Below are 17680 nucleotides of genomic sequence, written 5' to 3'. Positions count from 1 at the left end.
GCCTCAGCCTTCCCGGCGTGGCCCGGCCGCGCCGTCGTCGCGGCCGAGGTGGCGCATGGCGGCGCGCATCAGGCGCATCTGGCCGGCGAATCGGGTGCAGGCGTCGCAGATCGTCAGGTGGCTGCGCACGCGCAGGCGCTGGACCCAGCCGAGTTCGCGGTCCAGCCCCTGCATGGTGAGCTGGTGCACCTCGTGGCAGGTCGGCATCAGGCGGCGGCGTGGCGGCGTATCAGGCATGGTTTCCTAGGAGGGGCGGGCGGGTTCCCGGGCCGGCCGGCATCAGCCCGCGCGCTGGCCGAACCAGTTCAGCTCGAGGCATTCGCGCAGGCGCATGCGGGCACGGTAGAGCATCACCCACAGATTGGTCGCGCTGATCTGCAGATCCTGACAGATTTCTTCCGATTCCAGTTCCAGCCACTCGCGCATCATGAAGACGCGCCCGATCTTGGCCGGCAGCCGGTCCACGCACAGTTGCAGGATTTCGAAGAACTCGCGCCGCTCGAAGGTGCGGTCGGGATCGCCCCAGTCGGACGGCGGGGTCTGGTAGTGGCCGTTGCGGGCGAACAGGGCGTCGAAGGCTTCGAGGTCGGACTGCTCGTCGCCGTCCTCGCCCGCGCTCAGCGCCAGCGTCACTTCGCGGCGGCCGCTGCGCAGCGTGTCGATGATCTTGTGCTTGAGGATGCCGATCAGGTAGGTCTTGAGCGCTGACTGGCCGGCGAAGCGCTCGGGGTGTTCCAGCGCCGCCAGCAGCGTTTCCGACACCGTGTCCTCGGCCAGCGCCTCGTCGCGCAGCTGCAGCAGGGCGAAGCGCAGCAGGTGGGGGCGCAGGGACTGCAGTTCGTCAGGATCGAGGGGCATCGGCGCGGCCTGCGGCAAGGTTGAGGGGGCGGGCGGCGGGCATCGCTCGCTGTTGCGCGCATCGCACGTGCGGGGCGCCGCGCCGGGCCTTCCCGGCCGCCGCCAGCGCTGCGTCGGGCGGTGTGCGCGCGCGGCACGCGGTTTCTTGTAAAATCGGCGCCTGCCGCTCCCGGCGACCGGTGCCACGCCTTCCACGGAAGGCGGCGAACCCGCCGCGCAGCGATTTTGACACGATCATGATACTTGTTGAACCTCTCGGATGTCCCCTGCCATGAACGCCGACGCACCCGGGCCTGCCGTCACCTCGGTAGCCGCCATCGCCCCCTCCCTGAAGGCTGAGATCCTCGCCGAGGCGCTGCCTTATATCCGCAAGTTCCACGGCAAGACCATCGTGGTCAAGTACGGCGGCAACGCCATGACCGAGGAGAAGCTCAAGCACGGCTTCGCGCGCGATGTGATCCTGCTCAAGCTGGTCGGCATGAATCCGGTGGTGGTGCACGGCGGCGGCCCGCAGATCGACGAGGCGCTGAAGAAGGTCGGCAAGGTCGGCACCTTCATCCAGGGCATGCGCGTCACCGACGAAGAGACCATGGAAGTGGTCGAGTGGGTGCTGGGCGGCGAGGTGCAGCAGGATATCGTGATGCTGATCAACCAGTACGGCGGCCAGGCCGTCGGCCTGACCGGCAAGGATGGCGGGCTGATCCGCGCCAAGCGCCTGCAGATGCCGGACCGCGAGAATCCGGGCACCTTCATCGACATCGGCTTCGTCGGCGACATCGAGGCGATCAACCCGGCGGTGGTGCGCGCCCTGCAGGACGACGCCTTCATTCCCGTGATCTCGCCGATCGGCTTCTCCGACGACGGCCAGGCCTACAACATCAACGCCGACGTGGTCGCCGGCAAGATGGCCGAGATCCTGAAGGCCGAGAAGCTGGTGATGATGACCAACATCCCCGGCGTGATGGACAAGAAGGGCAATCTGCTGACCGACCTGTCGGCGCGCGAGATCGAGGAGCTGTTCGCCGACGGCACCATCTCCGGCGGCATGCTGCCGAAGATCTCGTCGGCGCTCGATGCCGCCAAGAGCGGCGTCAATTCGGTGCACATCATCGACGGCCGCATCGAGCACTCGCTGCTGCTGGAAATTCTTACCGAGCAGGCGTTCGGCACCATGATCCGCTCGCACTGAGCGGACCCGTCGCGGCGGCGCCTGCACGCCGCCGCGACCGTTACTCCACTTCTCGACGGCTTGTCCTACCCCTACCCAACGCGAACGCATGGCACGCGCCGCGGCCGCCTGCGCCGCGCCGCCGGCAATACGGCCGGGCCCACCGTCTGGCTGTTCGATCTCGACAATACGCTGCACGATGCCTCGCACGCCATTTTCCCGGCCATCAACCGGCAGATGACGGCCTACGTGGCGCGCGTGCTCGGCTGTGACGAGGCCCGTGCCAGCGAGGTGCGCGTGGCCTACTGGCAGCGCTACGGCGCCACGCTGCTGGGCATGATCCGGCACCACGGCGTCGACGCCGCCGATTTCCTGCGCGCCGCGCACGACTTTCCCGAGCTGGCGCGCATGGTCAAGGTCAGGCGCGGCCTGGCCGCACACCTGCGGCGCCTGCCCGGGCGCAAGATCCTGGTGACCAATGCGCCGCAGGACTATGCGCTGGCGGTGCTGCGCATCGCCGGCATCGCCCAGTATTTCGAACGCGTAGTGGCGATCGAGCAGATGTGGGTGCACGGGCACCTGCGGCCCAAGCCCGATCGCCGCATGCTGCGCCGGTTGCTGGCACAGGAGCGCATCGCGCCGCACCGCGCCGTGCTGGTCGAGGACACGCTGTCGCACCTGAAGCGCTACGCGGGCATGGGCATCGGCACCGCCTGGGTCACCGGCTACCTGCGCGCGCTGGCGCCGGCCCGCCCGCAGGCCTTGCCGGCTCCGGCCGAGGCCGCGGTGCCGGGCGTCACCGCCGACGCCGTGCTGCGTACCACCCTCGCGGCCGAGGATGGCCGCCATGCCCCGCACACCGCGCAGGAGCGCGCCGTGACCCTGGTCGCGGCCGAGGCCCAGGTACCGCCAGCCGGGTCCGAAGGGCGCCAGCCGCCGGCACCGCAGGCGATGCCGGACAGCGCGCCGCGGGTGCGCGCCCGCGTCGTCAATCGTCCCGCCTATGTGAAGGTAAAAGTACAATCCATGCATCAACTCCAACGACAACGACAAACGCGGAGCAAGGGTCATGATGCACAGTAACGGGCACACTAGCGGCCCGGCGCCGGCCGCGCCCGCCGGCGCCGTCCAGGACGGCGGCGACGCCGCCGCGCCCGCGCGCAAGCGTCCCCGCCCGGGCGAGCGCCGCATCCAGATCCTGCAGACCCTGGCCGGCATGCTCGAGCATCCGCGCGGGGAGAAGATCACCACCGCTGCGCTGGCGGCCAAGCTCGGCGTGTCCGAGGCGGCCCTGTACCGGCACTTCGCCAGCAAGGCGCAGATGTTCGAAGGCCTGATCGGCTTCATCGAGCAGTCGGTGTTCGGCCTCATCAACCAGATCACCACGCAGGAAGAGCACGGCCTGCGCCAGGCGCATGCGATCGTGCGCATGCTGCTGTCCTTCGCCGAGAAGAATCCGGGCATGACGCGCGTGCTGACCGGCGAGGCGCTGGTCGGCGAGCACGAGCGCCTGCAGGAGCGCATCAACCAGATGATCGACCGCATCGAGGCCTCGCTGCGCCAGTGCCTGAAGGTCGCCGTCAGCCAGGGCGCCTTCCCGCCCGACGCGGACGTGTCGATGCGCGCCGCGCTGATCGTGTCCGCGGTGCAGGGCCAGTGGCACCGCTATGCCAAGAGCGGTTTCCGCAAGCTGCCGGGCGAGCACGCCGAGGCCCAGCTGCGCGTGCTGCTGGGCTGACGCGCTGTCGCCGGCGGTGCCCCGCCGGGCACCGCTCCGCTTCCCGCGCCGCGATCCACGCGGATTGCTCTATAATGTGCCGGTCGCGCCGATTTGATGACTGGCTTGCGGGCGCGCGGCAGCCAGGTGGTGTCCGGATTCCGGTACCGCCCGCCTGCGAATATAAATGCGGCTAAAGAGGTTGGGCCGGCGCCACTGCAACACTGCAACACTGCGACAGAGCAACACTGCAGAGATGCCGCCGGCACGCGGGAAACCGCGGGAGCCCGACTTGGCTGCGATGAGGTTTGCGCAATGCCGGTCGGGTTTTTTTATGCCCGTGCACCAACGGGCTCCATTCATGACAGACGTTGCTCCGCCGCCTGCCCTGCGCGACCTGCCGCCCGATTCCGTCGGCATCGTCGCGCCGCAGCGCATGCATTTCCCCGAGCCGCTCAAGCTGCGCAACGGTTCTTCGATCGCCGGCTACGACCTGATGGTCGAGACCTACGGCACCCTCAACGCCGAGCGCAGCAACGCCGTGCTGGTCTGCCACGCGCTCAATGCCTCCCACCACGTGGCCGGCATCTATGCCGACGACCCGCGCGACGTGGGCTGGTGGGACAATATGGTCGGTCCGGGCAAGCCGCTCGACACCGACCGTTTCTTCGTCATCGGCGTCAACAATCTCGGTTCCTGCTTCGGCTCGACCGGCCCCATGAGTCCCAATCCGGCCACCGGCCTGCCCTATGGCGCGGCCTTCCCGGTGGTGACGGTGGAGGACTGGGTCAATGCGCAGGCGCGCGTGGCCGATGCGTTCGGCATCCGCCAGTTCGCCGCGGTGATGGGCGGCAGCCTCGGCGGCATGCAGGCGGTGGCCTGGAGCCTGATGTACCCGGAGCGCCTGCGCCACTGCATCGTGGTCGCCTCCACGCCCAAGCTGTCGGCGCAGAACATCGCCTTCAACGAGGTTGCGCGCAGCGCCATCCTGTCCGACCCCGATTTCCACGGCGGCAACTACTACGCGCACGGCGTCAAACCCAAGCGCGGCCTGCGCGTGGCCCGCATGATCGGCCACATCACCTACCTGTCCGACGAGGACATGGCGGAGAAATTCGGCCGCGAGCTGAAGACCGAGGACATCCGCTTCTCCTTCGACGTCGAGTTCCAGGTGGAGAGCTACCTGCGCTACCAGGGCGACAAGTTCGCCGAGTATTTCGACGCCAACACCTACCTGCTGATCACGCGCGCGCTCGACTACTTCGACCCCGCGCTGGCCTTCGGCGGCAACCTGACCCGCGCGATGGCGCAGACCCAGGCGAGCTTCCTGGTGGCCAGCTTCACCACCGACTGGCGCTTCGCCCCCAACCGCAGCCGCGAGATCGTCAAGGCACTGCTCGACAACAAGCGCCCGGTCACCTACGCCGAGATCGACGCACCGCATGGCCACGACGCCTTCCTGCTCGACGACGCGCGCTACCACAACCTGATGCGCGCCTACTACGAGCGCGTCGCTGAGGAGATCGGCGCATGAATGCCGCGGCCAATCCCAATATCCTGGCGCTGCGCCCCGACTTCCGCGCCATCGCGCGCTGGGTCGAGCCGAACTCGACCGTGCTCGATCTCGGCTGCGGCGACGGCAGCCTGCTGCGCGTGCTGCAGGACGAACTGTCGGTGCAGGCCTATGGCGTGGAGATCCGCGACGAGGGCGTGCTGTCGTGCGCGCAGAAGGGTGTGCACGTGATCCAGCAGGACCTGGAGGGCGGGCTCAAGCTGTTCGAGGACAAGAGCTTCGACACGGTGATCCTGTCGCAGACCCTGCAGACCATCCACAACACCGCGCAGGTGCTGCGCGACACGCTGCGCGTGGGACGCGAGTGCATCGTGTCCTTCCCCAACTTCGGCTACTGGCCGCACCGGCTGTCGGTGTTCCGCGGCAGCATGCCGGTGTCGGAGTCGCTGCCCTACCAGTGGTACGACACCCCCAACGTGCGCGTGCTGACCATCAAGGATTTCGAGGCGCTGGCGCCCAAGGTCGGCCTGCGCGTGCTCGACCGCGTGGTCATGCACGAGGGCGTGACGGTCAACTGGGCCGCCAACTGGCGCGGCAGCCTGGCCGTCTACCGCGTCTGCTCGGCCTGAGCCGGCGCGGCCAGGTGGTCGATGAAGGCGCGCACCTTGGGGGCCAGGTGCCGCGTCGGCGTGTACACGGCGTAGGCGGTGCCGGCATAGGGTTCCAGCACGCGCCAGTCGTCGAGCACGCTCACCAGGCTGCCGTCGGCCAGGCCCTGCGCCGCGGCGAAGTCGGGCACCAGCCCGATGCCGGCGCCGGCCGCGGCCATCGCCACGATGGCCGCGCTGTTGTTCACCGTTACCCGCGGCGGCACCCGCACGGTGACCGTCTCGGCCATTTCGGCCGTGGCGTTGCTGTCGCTTTCCGCCCCTGCTGCTTTTCCCGCCTCTGCCGTCTCCCCCTCCGTCGCGCGGTCCTCGCGCCGCAGCGTCCATTGCTCGCCGAATGCGCCGTAGCCCAGGTACAGGCAAGGCAGCGCCGGCAGTGCCGCGGGCGTGCCTGGCACGCCGTGGCGTGCCAGGAAGGCCGGTGCGGCCACCAGCCGGTAGCGCACCGCGCATAGCGGCCGCGCCACCAGGCCCGGCGCCAGGTCGCGCGCGATGCGCACGGCCACGTCGACGCCTTCCTCGACCAGGTCCACCAGGCGATCGGTCAGCGACAGTTGCAGCTCCAGTCCCGCATGGCGCGCCAGCAGCGCGGGCAGGCGCGGGGCCAGCCAGGCCTGGCCGAACGAGACCGGGGCGCTGACGCGCAGCAGGCCGCGCGGCTCGCCCGGCTGGGCGCCGGCCAGCGCCTCGACCTCGCGCGCGCCCGCCAGCATGCGCGTGCAGGCCGCGTAGACCGCACGGCCCGGCTCGGTCAGCGCGACCGCGCGCGTGGTCCGCTGCAGCAGGGCGGTGCCCAGCGCCGCCTCCAGCCGCGACACATGGCGGCTGGCCGCCGAAGGTGTCATGCCGAGCTGGCGCGCGGCCGCTGAGAAACTGCCGGCATCGACCACGCGGGCGAACACGGCCATGGCATTGAGGGAGGGCATCGGCATCCGCAGTCGCTCCTTGGGGTGTCGGATTTTGACTTTTTGTCACATGGTAATTGTTCAGTGGACGGATTGTTGATCTGGATGGCGGGTGGAAGAATGGCCCGCACCGGTCCTCCGCTGACCTCGACGCAAATCCCGACATGACGAATCCCGCATCCGCGCCGCCGGCGCACGCCGCGACAGGCGGCACCTGGCGCATGGTCGCCGCCATGGCGCTGTCCGGCACCATCGGCGCTTTCGTGGTGATGAGCGGCCAGCCGCCCATCGACGTGGTCTGGTTCCGTTGCCTGCTGGGCGGCCTGGCGCTGCTCGGCGCGCTGGCGCTGCAGCGGGGCTGGAGGCCCATGGACACACGCCAGTGGAGCTGGCTGGCGCTCGGCGGCATCGCCCTGATCCTGAACTGGATCTGCCTGTTCTCGGCCTACCGCTACAGCGGCATCTCGATCGCCACCGTGGTCTATCACACCCAGCCCTTCTTCCTGCTGTGGCTGGTGGCGCTGTTCCAGCGCGAGCGCGTGGGCGCCGGGCGGCTGCCGTGGCTGCTGCTGGCCTTTGCCGGTGTCGTGCTGATCACCGGGCTGGAGCACGGCGGCAGCGGCACGCCTGGCCGGCTGCTGGCCGGCGTCGCGCTGTCCCTGGTTGCGGCCCTGCTGTATGCCGTCACCACCTTCGCCACGCGCCGGCTGCAGGGCCTGCCGCCGGCCCAGATCGCCGGCCTGCAGATGCTGCTGGGAGTGCCGCTGCTGCTGCCGCTGGCCCACCCGGCCCCGGGCAGCTACGGCGCGCAGGCCTGGGGGGCGCTGCTGGCGCTGGGGCTGCTGCATACCGGCGTGATGTACACCTGGCTGTATGCCGCCTTCCAGCGCCTCGGCGTGCTGTCGATCGCGACCCTGTCCTTCATCTATCCGCTGGTCGCCATCGCGATCGATGTGCTCGTCTTTCGCGTCGTACTGAGCCCGGCGCAACTGGCGGGCATGGCCCTGGTGCTGCTGGCCGTGGTTGCCAACCAGCGCGGCTGGCAACTGCCGGGCGGACGCCAGGCTGCGGGCCGTTGAAGGCAGCCGGGCCACGGCGGGGTCATGCGGGCGATCTGCCGGCCGTGGCACGCGACCAGGCTTGACGGTCAGGCTGACTACGACTACTGTAGCCATCGTTACCGAACGATCGTACTTTTTTCCATGTCCTCAGTTTCCGCAGACGCGGCCGGAACGCTGGCGCCGCACCCCTTCGACGACGCGCTGGCGCTCGAGCCGGCCGGTCCCGACCGCTTCCTCGGCCGCACCACGCCGGCCTACTGGAACATGATCGGCCCCTTCGGCGGCATCACCGCCGCCACGCTGCTGCAGGCGGTGCTGCAGCATCCGCAGCGGCTGGGCGACCCGATCGCGCTGACCGTGAACTTCGCCGGCCCGATCGCCGAAGGTCCGTTCGAGATCGAGGCGCGGCCCTCGCGCACCAACCGCTCGACCCAGCACTGGAGCCTGGAACTGCGCCAGCAGGGCGTGGTGGCGACCACCGCCAGCGCCGTCTTCGCCGTGCGACGCGAGACCTGGGGTTGCGGCGAGGCCGTGCGTCCGGAGGCGCCGCCGCCGGAGCAGGTGCCGGCGGCGGGCGGCTTCGCCCCGGTGCGCTGGCTCAAGGCCTACGATATGCGCCCGCTGCGCGGTGCCAAGCCGAGCGCCGAGGCAGGCACGGAGCATCCGGACAGCCTGACGCAGTTCTGGCTGCGCGACGCGCCGGCGCGTACGCCCGACTTTGCCGCCGTGGCTTCGTGGTGCGATACCTTCTATCCGCGCATCTTCCTCAAGCGCGCCGGCTTCGTGCCGGCCGGCACGGTGTCGCTGACCACCTATTTCCATGCCGACGCCGCCACGCTGGCGGCGCTGGGCGACAGCCACGTGCTGGCGAGCGCCCGGGCGCAGGTGTTCCGGCAGGGCTACTTCGACCAGAGCGCGCAGATCTGGAGCGCCGCCGGCGAGCTGCTGGCGACCTCGCACCAGATCGTCTACTACAAGGAATAGCCGGCGGCGGGCCCGGTGCCGGTGGAGGTTGCCGGCCCCGGCTGCCGGCTTCAGTTGCCGGCTTCAGTTGCCGGCGCGGGCCTCGGCCTCGTAGCGGTGGATGGTGCCGCGCATGGCGCGCAGCAGCAGCACGCCCGGAATCGCGATGGCCACCGTGCCGAGATAGAAGGGCGCCCAGCCCCAGGCTTCCACCAGGTAGCCCGAACTCGGTCCCACATAGACGCGGCCGATCGAAGCCAGCGCTGACAGCAGTGCATACTGCGTGGCCGAGAAGGAGCGGTTGCACAAGGCCATCAGCAGCGCGACGAAGGCGGCCGTGCCCATGCCGCCGCACAGGTTCTCCACGCCGATGGCGGCGCCCATGGTCCACAGGTGCTGCGGCGTGACCGCCAGCATCCAGTAGCCCAGGTTGGACACGGCCTGCAGCACGCCGAACAGCAGCAGGGAGCGGTACAGGCCCAGGCGCACCATCAGCGTGCCGCCGAACAGGGCGCCGACGATGGTGGCGGCCAGGCCCAGCGTCTTGTTGACGATGCCGACCTCGCCCGCCGAAAAGCCGACGCCGCGGATCAGGAAGGTGGTCGAGAGCGCGCCGGCGAAGGCATCGCCCAGCTTGTACAGCACGATCAGCAGCAGGAGCCACCAGGCCCCGGGGCGCGAGAAGAAGTCGCGCAGCGGGCCGAGCACCGCCTCTTCCAGCGAGCGCGGCGCGCGCGCCGGCGCGTCCGGCTCGGGCGCCCACAGCAGGGACAGCACGCAGGCGGCCATCAGCGCCGCCATCAGCAGGTACATCTGCGGCCAGCCCAGCACGCGGTCGGCCAGCCACAGCGCCAGTCCACCCGAGACCAGCATGGCCAGCCGGTAGCCCAGCACCTTGACCGCCGCGCCCACGCCGCGCTCGGCCGGCTGCAGCACATCGGTGCTGTAGGCGTCGAAGACGATGTCCTGCGAGGCCGACAGGAAGGCCACCAGCGCGGCCAGCGCGGCCAGTGCCCACAGCGCTTCGCGCGGCGGGCAGAAGGCCATGCCGGCGATGGCGGCGGCGAGGCCGAGCTGGGTCAGCAACAGCCAGCCGCGGCGGCGGCCCAGCCGCGGCGGCGTGTAGCGGTCCATCAGCGGCGCCCACAGGAATTTGAAGATATAGGCCTGGCCCACCAGGGAGAAGAAGCCGATCGTCTTGATGTCCAGGCCCTCGACGGTCATCCAGGCCTGCAGCGTGCCGGAGGTCAGCGCCAGCGGCAGGCCGGATGCGAAGCCCAGCGCCAGCATGGCGCCGATACGGCGGTTGCGGAAGATGTCGAGATAGTCGTGGAAGGTCATGAATGCATGGACGGACGTCTGGGCAGGCGTGCCGGGCCGCGGCGGAATCTCGCCTGCGGCCGCGCGGGCGCCGTGTATTATTGCATCACCCTGACCGGCATCCGAACGGCCTTCGCTCCCTTCGCCAGTATGCCGGCCCTTTTTTCATGACCGAGGTTGTGACATGTCCCGTCGCCAGTGTGTTCGGCAGCCCGCCAAGGCCATGCCAGGCCGGCCGCTCTGCGCGGCGCTCGGCCTTGCGCTGGTCCTGCTCCCGCTTCCTCTCCTAGCCCAGGAGGACGGCATCCGGCTCGAAGACCGCAACGCCTCGATCCGCAAGATCGTGCCGCTCGAGGATATCGAGCGGCAGGCGGCGCAGGAGTACGAGCAGATCAAGCAGGAGGCGGTGGCACAGCGCACGCTGATGCCCGACAACAATCCGCAGCTCATCCGCCTGCGCGCGATCGCGCGCCGCCTGCTGCCCGAGACCGTGCGCTGGAACGAGCGCGCGCGGCAGTGGAACTGGGAGGTCAACCTGATCAACACCCGCCAGGTCAATGCCTTCTGCATGCCCGGCGGCAAGATCGCCTTCTACGCGGGCCTGCTCGACCGCCTCAAGCTGACCGACGACGAAGTGGCGATGGCCATGGGGCACGAGATCGCCCACGCGCTGCGCGAGCACGCCCGCGAACGCGCTGCCCAGTCCGAGATCACCAACCTTGGCGCCAACGTGATCTCGCAGCTGTTCGGCTTCGGCAACCTGGGCAATATGGCCCTGGGCACCGGCGCCCACCTGCTGACACTGCGCTTCTCGCGCGCCGACGAGACCGAAGCCGACCTGGTCGGCATGGACATCGCCGCGCGCGCCGGCTATGACCCGCGCTCCTCGGTCTCGCTGTGGCAGAAGATGGGCACGGTCACGCAGTCGCAGGCCGGCGCCGAATTCCTCTCCACCCATCCCTCCGGGCGCAGCCGTATCGCCGAGCTGGAGAAGCACATGCCTGAGGTGCTGCCGCTGTATGTGCAGGCGCGCAATATGACGATGAGTGAGTTGCCGCCTTATCAGGCGAATATGAAGAATCTGGGGGATGCGCCGGTGGATAGCGGGGATGAGGATAAGCAGAGGCCATTGAAGAAGTAGGGGGGGCTGGCGCTGGTTGATCTTGGGTTCTCGTGACTTGATGATTTGGTTTGGACGCTGTTGGTGTGCGGGTCAACGGCCAGTTTCGACTCCCCCTGCGGGGGAGCCGACCTACTTTCTTTGTCTCGCTGTATAGACCGGGGACATGGTGGACAGGTGTGCGAGGACATGGTTGACACTTCACGGCAGAGTTTCTGCCGGAGTCCGTCATGCCCTGGAGCCCACGCGACACCATGAGCCTGCGCCACGAATTCGTCCTGCTCGCCCAGCAAGAGGGCTGCAATCGCCGCCAGCTTTGCCAACGCTACGGCATCTCCCCGCAGACCGGCTATAAGTGGATTGCTCGGTACACCGAACAGGAGATGGCTGGCTTGGTCGAGCGGTCGCGCCGGCCCGCGACCAGTCCGACCCGAACGGCGGAGGAACTGGAGCGACTGGTCGTCGCCCTGCGCCTGCAGCACCCGGCTTGGGGCGGGCGCAAGATCAGCCGGCGGCTTCAGGATCTGGGCCACACACCGGTGCCGGCTCCGAGCACCGTGACGTCCATCCTGCATCGGCATGGCCTGATCTCACCCGAAGCCTCGGTCAAGGCCCAGCCCTGGCAACGCTTTGAACATGCGGCGCCCAATCAGCTGTGGCAAATGGATTTCAAGGGCGGCTTTCGCACGCACGATGGCCAGATGTGCTCACCATTGACGGTACTGGACGATCATTCCCGCTTCGCCGTCACGCTGGCCGCCTGTACGCAGACCCACACCGCTGTGGTCCAGGAGCACCTGGCTCAGGCCTTTCGCCACTTCGGACTGCCTTGGCGCATCAACGCCGACAATGGGGCGCCGTGGGGCAGTCCTTCACAACCGGGGCAGCTCACCGGCCTGGGTGTCTGGCTCATCCGGCTAGGCGTGCGCCTGACCCATAGCCGTCCGGCCCATCCTCAAACCAATGGCAAGGACGAACGCTTTCACCGCACCCTCAAAGCCGAAGTGATCAATGCCCGTGGCTTTGCCTCCAGCCTGCAAGCCCAGCATGCGTTTGATGCCTGGCGCGATATCTACAACTTGCAGCGCCCACATGAGGCACTCGGCCTGGCGACGCCGGTGACACGCTATCAGCCCAGTCCTCGCTCCTATCCGGAGGTGCTACCGGAGATCGAATACGGCCCTGACGATCTGGTAGTGAAGATCAAATGGGACGGACAACTGCGCTTTCGCGGGCAAACCTTCAAAGTGTCCAATGCCCTACGAGATTTCCCGGTCGCCTTGCGCCCACAACCCAACCACGATGGACGATTCGATCTGTATTTCGTCGATCACTGCTTCGGCTACATCGATTTGAACGACCACCAGGCGGCCTAATATGTGTCAACCATGTCCTCGCACAGGTGTCACCTATGTCCCCGGTCTATACATCTCGCCAAAGAAAGTAGGCAAAGAAAGGCGACCCGGGTGCGGCGACTCCCCCTCGCGAATTAGCCCCGGCCGCCGCGCCCGTCCGAACTCGCGGCCTGCGGCCGCTCAGACAGCGGACGGGCTTCATCGGCGGCCGGGGCTAATTCGCGAGGCGCCGCACACGGGAGGGAAAGGCCAAACCGTTGGTATGCGGCTCGGCTCGCTTTTGCGTGACGGCGTGGTTGGCGGAGCCTTTGTGTTCGGCCAGCTTGCTGGCCGAACACCTCCCACCCGAAGCGAAGCGAGGTGTGGCGTCTGTTCCCTGCCGTGTGCGGCGCCTCGCGTGCTGAGGCAAAGAGCGGAAAAGAGGGCCCCCTGTCTGAGGATCGCCTTAAGGCGATCCGAGTTGGGGCCCGGCCGCTCTTTGCCTCAGCACGCGAGGGGGTGTTGAGCCGCACTCGGCGCGCCTTCTTTGCCTACTTTCTTGGGCAAGACCAAGAAAGTAGGTCGACTCCCCGCAGGGGAGTCGAAACAGGTTGTTGACCCGCACACCAACACCGACCGAATCCAGGCACCAAGTCAAGATGTCGAACCCAACCCAATCCCCCAAAAGAAAAATGCCGCCCAGCTCCCGCTGAACGGCATCGATCCGGCATCGGCCCCGCCACCCGCAGGGCCCCGGGGCAGGAAAAGATCAGGCAGTCAGCCCGGTCGCTTCATCCGCCCCCACATGCACGTTCATGCACTGCACCGCCGCACCGGCGGCACCCTTGCCCAGGTTGTCCAGGCGCGCCATCAGCACCACATGCTCCGGCGTGCCGAAGACGAACAGGTCGACCCGGTTGGTGTCATTGCAGCCCTGCACATCGAAGGCCCCGGCGTCGAGGTTGCTGTCGGCGTCGAACGGCAGCACGCGCACGAACTGCTCGCCTTCGTAGTGCTGGCGGTAGATCTCGACGATCTGCTCGGGCGAGACCTTGCGTGCCAGGCGGTCCGGGTAGACCGGCACGGTCACGGCCAGGCCCTTGAGGAAGTTGCCGACCACCGGGGTGAATACCGGCGCCTGCGCCAGGCCGGTCTGCACGCGCATTTCGGGCAGGTGCTTGTGGGTCAGGCCCAGGGCGTAGGGACGCGGGCTGGTCAGCTTGGGGTTATCGCCGGCTTCGTACTCGGCGATCATCTTCTTGCCGCCGCCGCTGTAGCCGGTCAGCGAGAAGGCCGAGACCGGATAGTCGGCCTGCATCACGCCGGCTTCGACCAGCGGGCGCACCGCGGTGATGAAGGCGCTGGCGTGGCAGCCGGGCACGGCGATGCGCTTGCTCTGGCGCACCTTGTCACGCTGGCCGCGCGTCAGTTCGGGCAGGCCGTAGGCCCAGTCGTCGCTGGTGCGGAAGGCCGTGCTGGCGTCGATGATGCAGGTGTCCGGGTTGGTCACCAGGGACACCGCCTCGCGCGAGGCCACGTCGGGCAGGCACAGGAAAGCGACGTCGGCGGCATTCAGGAAGCGCGCGCGTTCGGCCGGGTCCTTGCGCTTGTCCTCGGCGATGCGCAGCAGTTCCACGTCGGGACGACCGGAGAGATAGTCGAGCAGCCGGAGACCGGTGGTGCCTTCCTGACCATCGACGAACACTTTGAAAACCATGGCGGACTCACTGGGGTTGGACGTTGCGGACCCGCCGCGCAAGGCGGGGCCCTGCATTGTAGCGGGGTTGCTGACGCACTGCAGCATGCGATCGCCCGTGGCGGCGGGCGCCGCAGGCGCACGTGCCCTACAAGGCGAAATCGTAGTCGATCGACAGCGGTGCGTGGTCGCTGAACTTCTCGTCCTTGTAGATGGACGTGGCGCTTGCCGTCTCGGCGATCTTCTGCGTGGCCAGGTGGTAATCGATGCGCCACCCCACGTTCTTGGCATAGGCCTGGCCGCGGTTGCTCCACCACGTGTACTGCTCGGGGCGCGGGTCGAGGCGGCGGAACACGTCGACATAGCCGTGCGTGTCGAACAGTTCGCCGATCCAGGCGCGTTCCTCGGGCAGGAAGCCTGAGTTCTTCAGGTTGCCCTTCCAGTTCTTGATGTCGATTTCCTTGTGCGCGATGTTGACGTCTCCGCACAGCACGATCTCGCGCCCGCTGGCCTTGAGCTGCAGCAGGTGGGGCAGGAAGGCTTCCATGAAGCGGAACTTGGCCAGCTGGCGCTCTTCCGAACTGGAACCCGAGGGCACATAGACGGAAATCACCGCCAGGTGCGGATACTGCACCTCGACGTAGCGGCCCTCGTTATCGAACTCGGTGTTGCCGAAGCCGGTGATGACGCGTTCCGGGCGGTGACGGGTGTAGAGGCCGACACCGCTGTAGCCCTTCTTCTCCGCATAGTGGAAGTAGCCGTGGTAGCCATGTGGCGCCAGGAACGCTTCGGTCATGTCGGCGGCCTGCGCCTTGAGTTCCTGTACGCAGACCATGTCGGCGTCCTGCTTGCCCATCCACTCGAAAAACCCCTTCTTGGAGGCGGAGCGGATGCCGTTGAGGTTGGCGCTGATAATCCGTAACATCTCGGGAAATTTCGATATAGAGAGAAAAGATGACGCAGCAGACTACGCCTTCCGCCACGCAGCCGGGGGAAGCGGCCGAACTCAGGCAGACCTTCATCCGCTTCGCGCTCGACGCAGGCGTGCTGTCCTTTGGCGAATTCGTCACCAAGGCCGGCCGCAAGTCGCCGTATTTCTTCAATGCCGGCCTGTTCAACCAGGGCGGCATGCTGGGTCAGGTGGCGCAATTCTACGCGAAGACCCTGCTGGCCTCGGGCCTGGAGTTCGACGTGCTGTTCGGGCCGGCCTACAAGGGCATCACGCTGGCCTCGGCCACGGCGGTGGCGCTGGCCGGCATGGGCCGCGACGTGGGTTTCGCCTATAACCGCAAGGAAGCCAAGGACCATGGCGAGGGCGGCACCCTGGTGGGCGCCAAGCTGCGTGGCAAGGTGGTGATCATCGACGACGTGATCTCGGCCGGCACCTCGGTGCGCGAGTCGATGCAGATGATCCGTGCCGCCGGCGCCGAGCCGGCCGCGGTGCTGATCGCGCTGGACCGCATGGAGAAGAGCGGCACGGCCGACCAGGTCGGGACCCATTCGGCGGTGCAGGACGTGCAGCGCGAGTATGGTGTGCCGGTGATCTCGATCGCCAGCCTGGGCGACCTGCTGGCCTATCTCGACGCCTCCCAGGATCCGGCGCTGGGGGCCTCGCGCGAGGCCGTGGCCGCCTACCGCGCACGCTACGGCGTCTGACGACGCGGCCGCGGGCTTGCCTCGCGGCGGCGTGGCGGCGGCCTGCGCAGGCCGCCGCCGCATGCAGCGTTCCGCGGGAGGAAGAGGTGGTGCGCCGCGTGATGCTGGGCGGTACCGTCGACGGCGTCTTCACCACGGTGGACGATGTCGCGCGCACGGCGCTGTTCCTGTGTGCCTTCCCGACCGCGGCGTTGACCGAGAAGTCCTTCATTGTCAGCCACGGCTGGTATATGCAGTAAATGAGGGCAAGCGTGGCCGGCCGCTCCGGGACGGCCGCCCGGGGTTTGAACGAGGCAGACGGAGGAACGGGCGTGGCAGGGAACGGGCAGGGTGGGGCGCGGCGCGCGCCGGCACGCCGCGGCAACGGTGCACAGGTGCCGGCCGCGGTGAAGAGGGCAAGGGCTGGAGCATCGGCCACAGCCGCCACAGCGGCCACAGCGGCCACAGCGCCGCGGCAGGCGCACGCGGCGCCGGCGGTCCCGCATGCCGCGAGCATCGAAGCACTGGCGCGCGCCTACCGCGTGCGGGCGCTGGTGCTGCAAGGCGGCGGGGCGCTGGGCTCCTACCAGGGCGGTGTCTACCAGGGCCTGGCGGAGCACGGTATCGAGCCGGACTGGGTCGCGGGCATCTCGATCGGCGCGCTCAATGCCGCCGTGATCGCCGGCAATGCGCCCCAGCGGCGCGTCGAACAGCTGCGCAGCTTCTGGGAGTACATCTGCGGGCAGCCCTGGCTGCCGAGCCTCCCGCACGGCTGGATGGACTGGGACGCGGTCGACTGGCCGGATCCGCTGCGCTTGTGGTACGACGGCTGGCATGCCATGCGCGCGGTGCTGGAGGGCCAGCGCGGCTTCTTCGTGCCGCGTTCGCTGCCCAAGCTGCTGTCAGGCCATGTGCCGACCGGGCAGGCCAGCTTCTACGACACCTCGGCGCTGCGCGCCACGCTGGAGCGTTTCGCCGATTTCGACCGCATCAACGACCACCGCGCGATGCGCGTTTCGCTCGGCGCGGTCAATGTGCACACCGGCAACTTCGCCTACTTCGACAACACGCGCGAGACGCTGCGGCCCGAACACTTCATGGCCTCGGGCGCGCTGCCGCCGGGCTTTCCTGCGGTGGAGGTCGACGGTGAGTACTACTGGGACGGCGGTCTCGTCTCCAATACGCCCTTGGCCGAGGTGCTGAGCGCGCAGCCGCGGCGCGATGCGCTGATCTTCCAGGTCGACCTGTGGAGCGCGCGCGGGCACCTGCCGCACAACCTGATGGAAGTGGCGGAGCGGCAGAAGGATATCCAGTATTCGAGCCGCACGCGCGCGGTGACCGATGCCCTGTGCGAGCAGCAGAACCTGCGCCGCCTGCTCAGCGAGGTGCTGGAGCTGGTGCCGCCGGCCGGGCGCGAGGACCCCTGGTACAAGCGCGCGCTCGAGCACGCCTGCACGGCGCGGCGCAACGTGGTCCACCTGATCTACCGCGACAAGAGCTTCGAGGGCAATGCCAAGGACTACCAGTTCGGCCGGCTGGCGATGGAGGAACACTGGGAAAGCGGTCTGGCCGATATCCGCCAGACCCTGCAGCATCCGGAATGGCTGGCCATGCCCAGTGCCGAGCATCCCTTCGTGACCCACGACGTGCACCGGGACCGGGGCCACGGCGAGTAGCGGGTACAGTGGGCCGGGTGCGGCGTTCAGTCGACCTTCAGTCGAC

The 17680-nt window shown here is 68.4% G+C and carries 17 protein-coding genes and 1 pseudogene; 12 read left to right on the top strand and 6 right to left on the bottom strand.

From position 1 onward, the window contains the following. Nucleotides 1–3: 3 nt before the first annotated feature. Nucleotides 4–237 (bottom strand): zf-HC2 domain-containing protein, encoded by a 234-nt coding sequence (locus tag BKK79_RS09520; protein ID WP_071010764.1) that lies wholly within the window; start codon nt 235–237, stop codon nt 4–6. A 42-nt stretch (nt 238–279) separates the two neighbouring features. Continuing rightward, the gene (locus tag BKK79_RS09515; RefSeq protein ID WP_071015998.1) at nt 280–858 is read right to left on the bottom strand and encodes a sigma-70 family RNA polymerase sigma factor; all 579 of its coding nucleotides are present in this window, start codon (nt 856–858) and stop codon (nt 280–282) included. 271 nt (nt 859–1129) lie between these two features. On the opposite strand from BKK79_RS09515, the gene argB reads away from it, so the two are divergent. The 5 genes from argB (at nt 1130) to metW (ending at nt 5885) form a co-directional block, all read left to right on the top strand. Next, nucleotides 1130–2047: an acetylglutamate kinase gene (gene argB / locus BKK79_RS09510; RefSeq protein ID WP_071010765.1), complete on the top strand. Its 918-nt coding sequence runs from the start codon at nt 1130–1132 to the stop codon at nt 2045–2047. Between the two features lie 60 nt (nt 2048–2107). Next, a complete protein-coding gene (locus BKK79_RS09505; RefSeq protein WP_071010766.1) occupies nt 2108–3109 on the top strand; it encodes a pyrimidine 5'-nucleotidase in 1002 nt (333 codons plus the stop codon). Then, nucleotides 3096–3764, top strand: a complete 669-nt coding sequence (gene slmA, locus BKK79_RS09500) for a nucleoid occlusion factor SlmA (protein WP_071010767.1) — start codon at nt 3096–3098, stop codon at nt 3762–3764. Before BKK79_RS09505 ends, slmA begins: the two co-directional genes overlap by 14 nt. A 340-nt stretch (nt 3765–4104) precedes the next feature. Further along, the gene (gene metX / locus BKK79_RS09495) at nt 4105–5277 is read left to right on the top strand and encodes a homoserine O-succinyltransferase MetX (protein ID WP_071010768.1); all 1173 of its coding nucleotides are present in this window, start codon (nt 4105–4107) and stop codon (nt 5275–5277) included. Then, a complete protein-coding gene (gene metW, locus BKK79_RS09490) occupies nt 5274–5885 on the top strand; it encodes a methionine biosynthesis protein MetW (protein WP_071010769.1) in 612 nt (203 codons plus the stop codon). Before metX ends, metW begins: the two co-directional genes overlap by 4 nt. On the opposite strand, the gene BKK79_RS09485 is transcribed toward metW, so the two are convergent. Beyond that, nucleotides 5864–6856, bottom strand: a complete 993-nt coding sequence (locus BKK79_RS09485; RefSeq protein WP_071010770.1) for a LysR family transcriptional regulator — start codon at nt 6854–6856, stop codon at nt 5864–5866. The genes metW and BKK79_RS09485 overlap by 22 nt on opposite strands. Before the next feature lie 137 nt (nt 6857–6993). Between BKK79_RS09485 and BKK79_RS09480 the strand changes: the two genes are divergently transcribed. After that, the gene (locus tag BKK79_RS09480) at nt 6994–7908 is read left to right on the top strand and encodes a DMT family transporter (protein WP_071010771.1); all 915 of its coding nucleotides are present in this window, start codon (nt 6994–6996) and stop codon (nt 7906–7908) included. A 123-nt stretch (nt 7909–8031) separates the two neighbouring features. Further along, nucleotides 8032–8874, top strand: coding sequence for an acyl-CoA thioesterase (locus BKK79_RS09475; protein ID WP_071037587.1), 843 nt, complete (start codon nt 8032–8034; stop codon nt 8872–8874). A gap of 63 nt (nt 8875–8937) precedes the next feature. Here the strand turns inward: BKK79_RS09475 and BKK79_RS09470 are convergent, their stop codons facing one another. Beyond that, complete coding sequence (locus BKK79_RS09470) at nt 8938–10194, bottom strand: muropeptide transporter (protein ID WP_071010773.1); 1257 nt, start codon at nt 10192–10194, stop codon at nt 8938–8940. 163 nt (nt 10195–10357) lie between these two features. Between BKK79_RS09470 and BKK79_RS09465 the strand changes: the two genes are divergently transcribed. Both BKK79_RS09465 and BKK79_RS09460 read left to right on the top strand, forming a co-directional pair. Further along, on the top strand, nt 10358–11314 hold the full coding sequence (locus tag BKK79_RS09465; RefSeq protein ID WP_071010774.1) for a M48 family metallopeptidase: 957 nt from the start codon (nt 10358–10360) through the stop codon (nt 11312–11314). A gap of 209 nt (nt 11315–11523) precedes the next feature. Further along, nucleotides 11524–12669 (top strand): IS481 family transposase, encoded by a 1146-nt coding sequence (locus BKK79_RS09460; RefSeq protein ID WP_071037586.1) that lies wholly within the window; start codon nt 11524–11526, stop codon nt 12667–12669. A gap of 727 nt (nt 12670–13396) precedes the next feature. Here the strand turns inward: BKK79_RS09460 and argC are convergent. Then, nucleotides 13397–14344 (bottom strand): N-acetyl-gamma-glutamyl-phosphate reductase, encoded by a 948-nt coding sequence (argC, locus tag BKK79_RS09455; RefSeq protein ID WP_071010775.1) that lies wholly within the window; start codon nt 14342–14344, stop codon nt 13397–13399. A 127-nt stretch (nt 14345–14471) separates the two neighbouring features. Continuing rightward, nucleotides 14472–15248, bottom strand: coding sequence for an exodeoxyribonuclease III (locus BKK79_RS09450; RefSeq protein ID WP_071010776.1), 777 nt, complete (start codon nt 15246–15248; stop codon nt 14472–14474). Nucleotides 15249–15277: 29 nt separating this feature from the next. Between BKK79_RS09450 and pyrE the strand changes: the two genes are divergently transcribed. The 3 genes and pseudogenes from pyrE to BKK79_RS09440 all read left to right on the top strand — a co-directional run bounded on the left by pyrE (nt 15278) and on the right by BKK79_RS09440 (nt 17634). Further along, nucleotides 15278–15979, top strand: coding sequence for an orotate phosphoribosyltransferase (gene pyrE, locus BKK79_RS09445; RefSeq protein ID WP_071010777.1), 702 nt, complete (start codon nt 15278–15280; stop codon nt 15977–15979). A 77-nt stretch (nt 15980–16056) separates the two neighbouring features. Next, nucleotides 16057–16218, top strand: a pseudogene (locus BKK79_RS38925) (3-hydroxybutyrate dehydrogenase); the annotation flags it as partial. Nucleotides 16219–16353: 135 nt separating this feature from the next. After that, complete coding sequence (locus BKK79_RS09440) at nt 16354–17634, top strand: DUF3734 domain-containing protein (protein ID WP_071038484.1); 1281 nt, start codon at nt 16354–16356, stop codon at nt 17632–17634. Nucleotides 17635–17680: the final 46 nt, after the last annotated feature.

Source organism: Cupriavidus sp. USMAA2-4 (assembly GCF_001854305.1).
In the GTDB taxonomy this organism is placed as follows: Bacteria; Pseudomonadota; Gammaproteobacteria; order Burkholderiales; family Burkholderiaceae; genus Cupriavidus; species Cupriavidus malaysiensis.
Note: the sequence above shows the minus strand (reverse complement) of the source record. Positions and strands in the feature narration are given on the sequence as shown.

Bases quoted from the DNA above. Each gene is read 5' to 3' on its own strand.
- BKK79_RS09520 (WP_071010764.1), bottom strand. From the start codon at position 237: ATGCCTGATACGCCGCCACGCCGCCGCCTGATGCCGACCTGCCACGAG.
- BKK79_RS09515 (WP_071015998.1), bottom strand. From the start codon at position 858: ATGCCCCTCGATCCTGACGAACTGCAGTCCCTGCGCCCCCACCTGCTG.
- argB (WP_071010765.1), top strand. From the start codon at position 1,130: ATGAACGCCGACGCACCCGGGCCTGCCGTCACCTCGGTAGCCGCCATC.
- slmA (WP_071010767.1), top strand. From the start codon at position 3,096: ATGATGCACAGTAACGGGCACACTAGCGGCCCGGCGCCGGCCGCGCCC.
- metX (WP_071010768.1), top strand. From the start codon at position 4,105: ATGACAGACGTTGCTCCGCCGCCTGCCCTGCGCGACCTGCCGCCCGAT.
- metW (WP_071010769.1), top strand. From the start codon at position 5,274: ATGAATGCCGCGGCCAATCCCAATATCCTGGCGCTGCGCCCCGACTTC.
- BKK79_RS09485 (WP_071010770.1), bottom strand. From the start codon at position 6,856: ATGCCGATGCCCTCCCTCAATGCCATGGCCGTGTTCGCCCGCGTGGTC.
- BKK79_RS09480 (WP_071010771.1), top strand. From the start codon at position 6,994: ATGACGAATCCCGCATCCGCGCCGCCGGCGCACGCCGCGACAGGCGGC.
- BKK79_RS09475 (WP_071037587.1), top strand. From the start codon at position 8,032: ATGTCCTCAGTTTCCGCAGACGCGGCCGGAACGCTGGCGCCGCACCCC.
- BKK79_RS09470 (WP_071010773.1), bottom strand. From the start codon at position 10,194: ATGACCTTCCACGACTATCTCGACATCTTCCGCAACCGCCGTATCGGC.
- BKK79_RS09465 (WP_071010774.1), top strand. From the start codon at position 10,358: ATGTCCCGTCGCCAGTGTGTTCGGCAGCCCGCCAAGGCCATGCCAGGC.
- BKK79_RS09460 (WP_071037586.1), top strand. From the start codon at position 11,524: ATGCCCTGGAGCCCACGCGACACCATGAGCCTGCGCCACGAATTCGTC.
- argC (WP_071010775.1), bottom strand. From the start codon at position 14,344: ATGGTTTTCAAAGTGTTCGTCGATGGTCAGGAAGGCACCACCGGTCTC.
- BKK79_RS09450 (WP_071010776.1), bottom strand. From the start codon at position 15,248: ATGTTACGGATTATCAGCGCCAACCTCAACGGCATCCGCTCCGCCTCC.
- pyrE (WP_071010777.1), top strand. From the start codon at position 15,278: ATGACGCAGCAGACTACGCCTTCCGCCACGCAGCCGGGGGAAGCGGCC.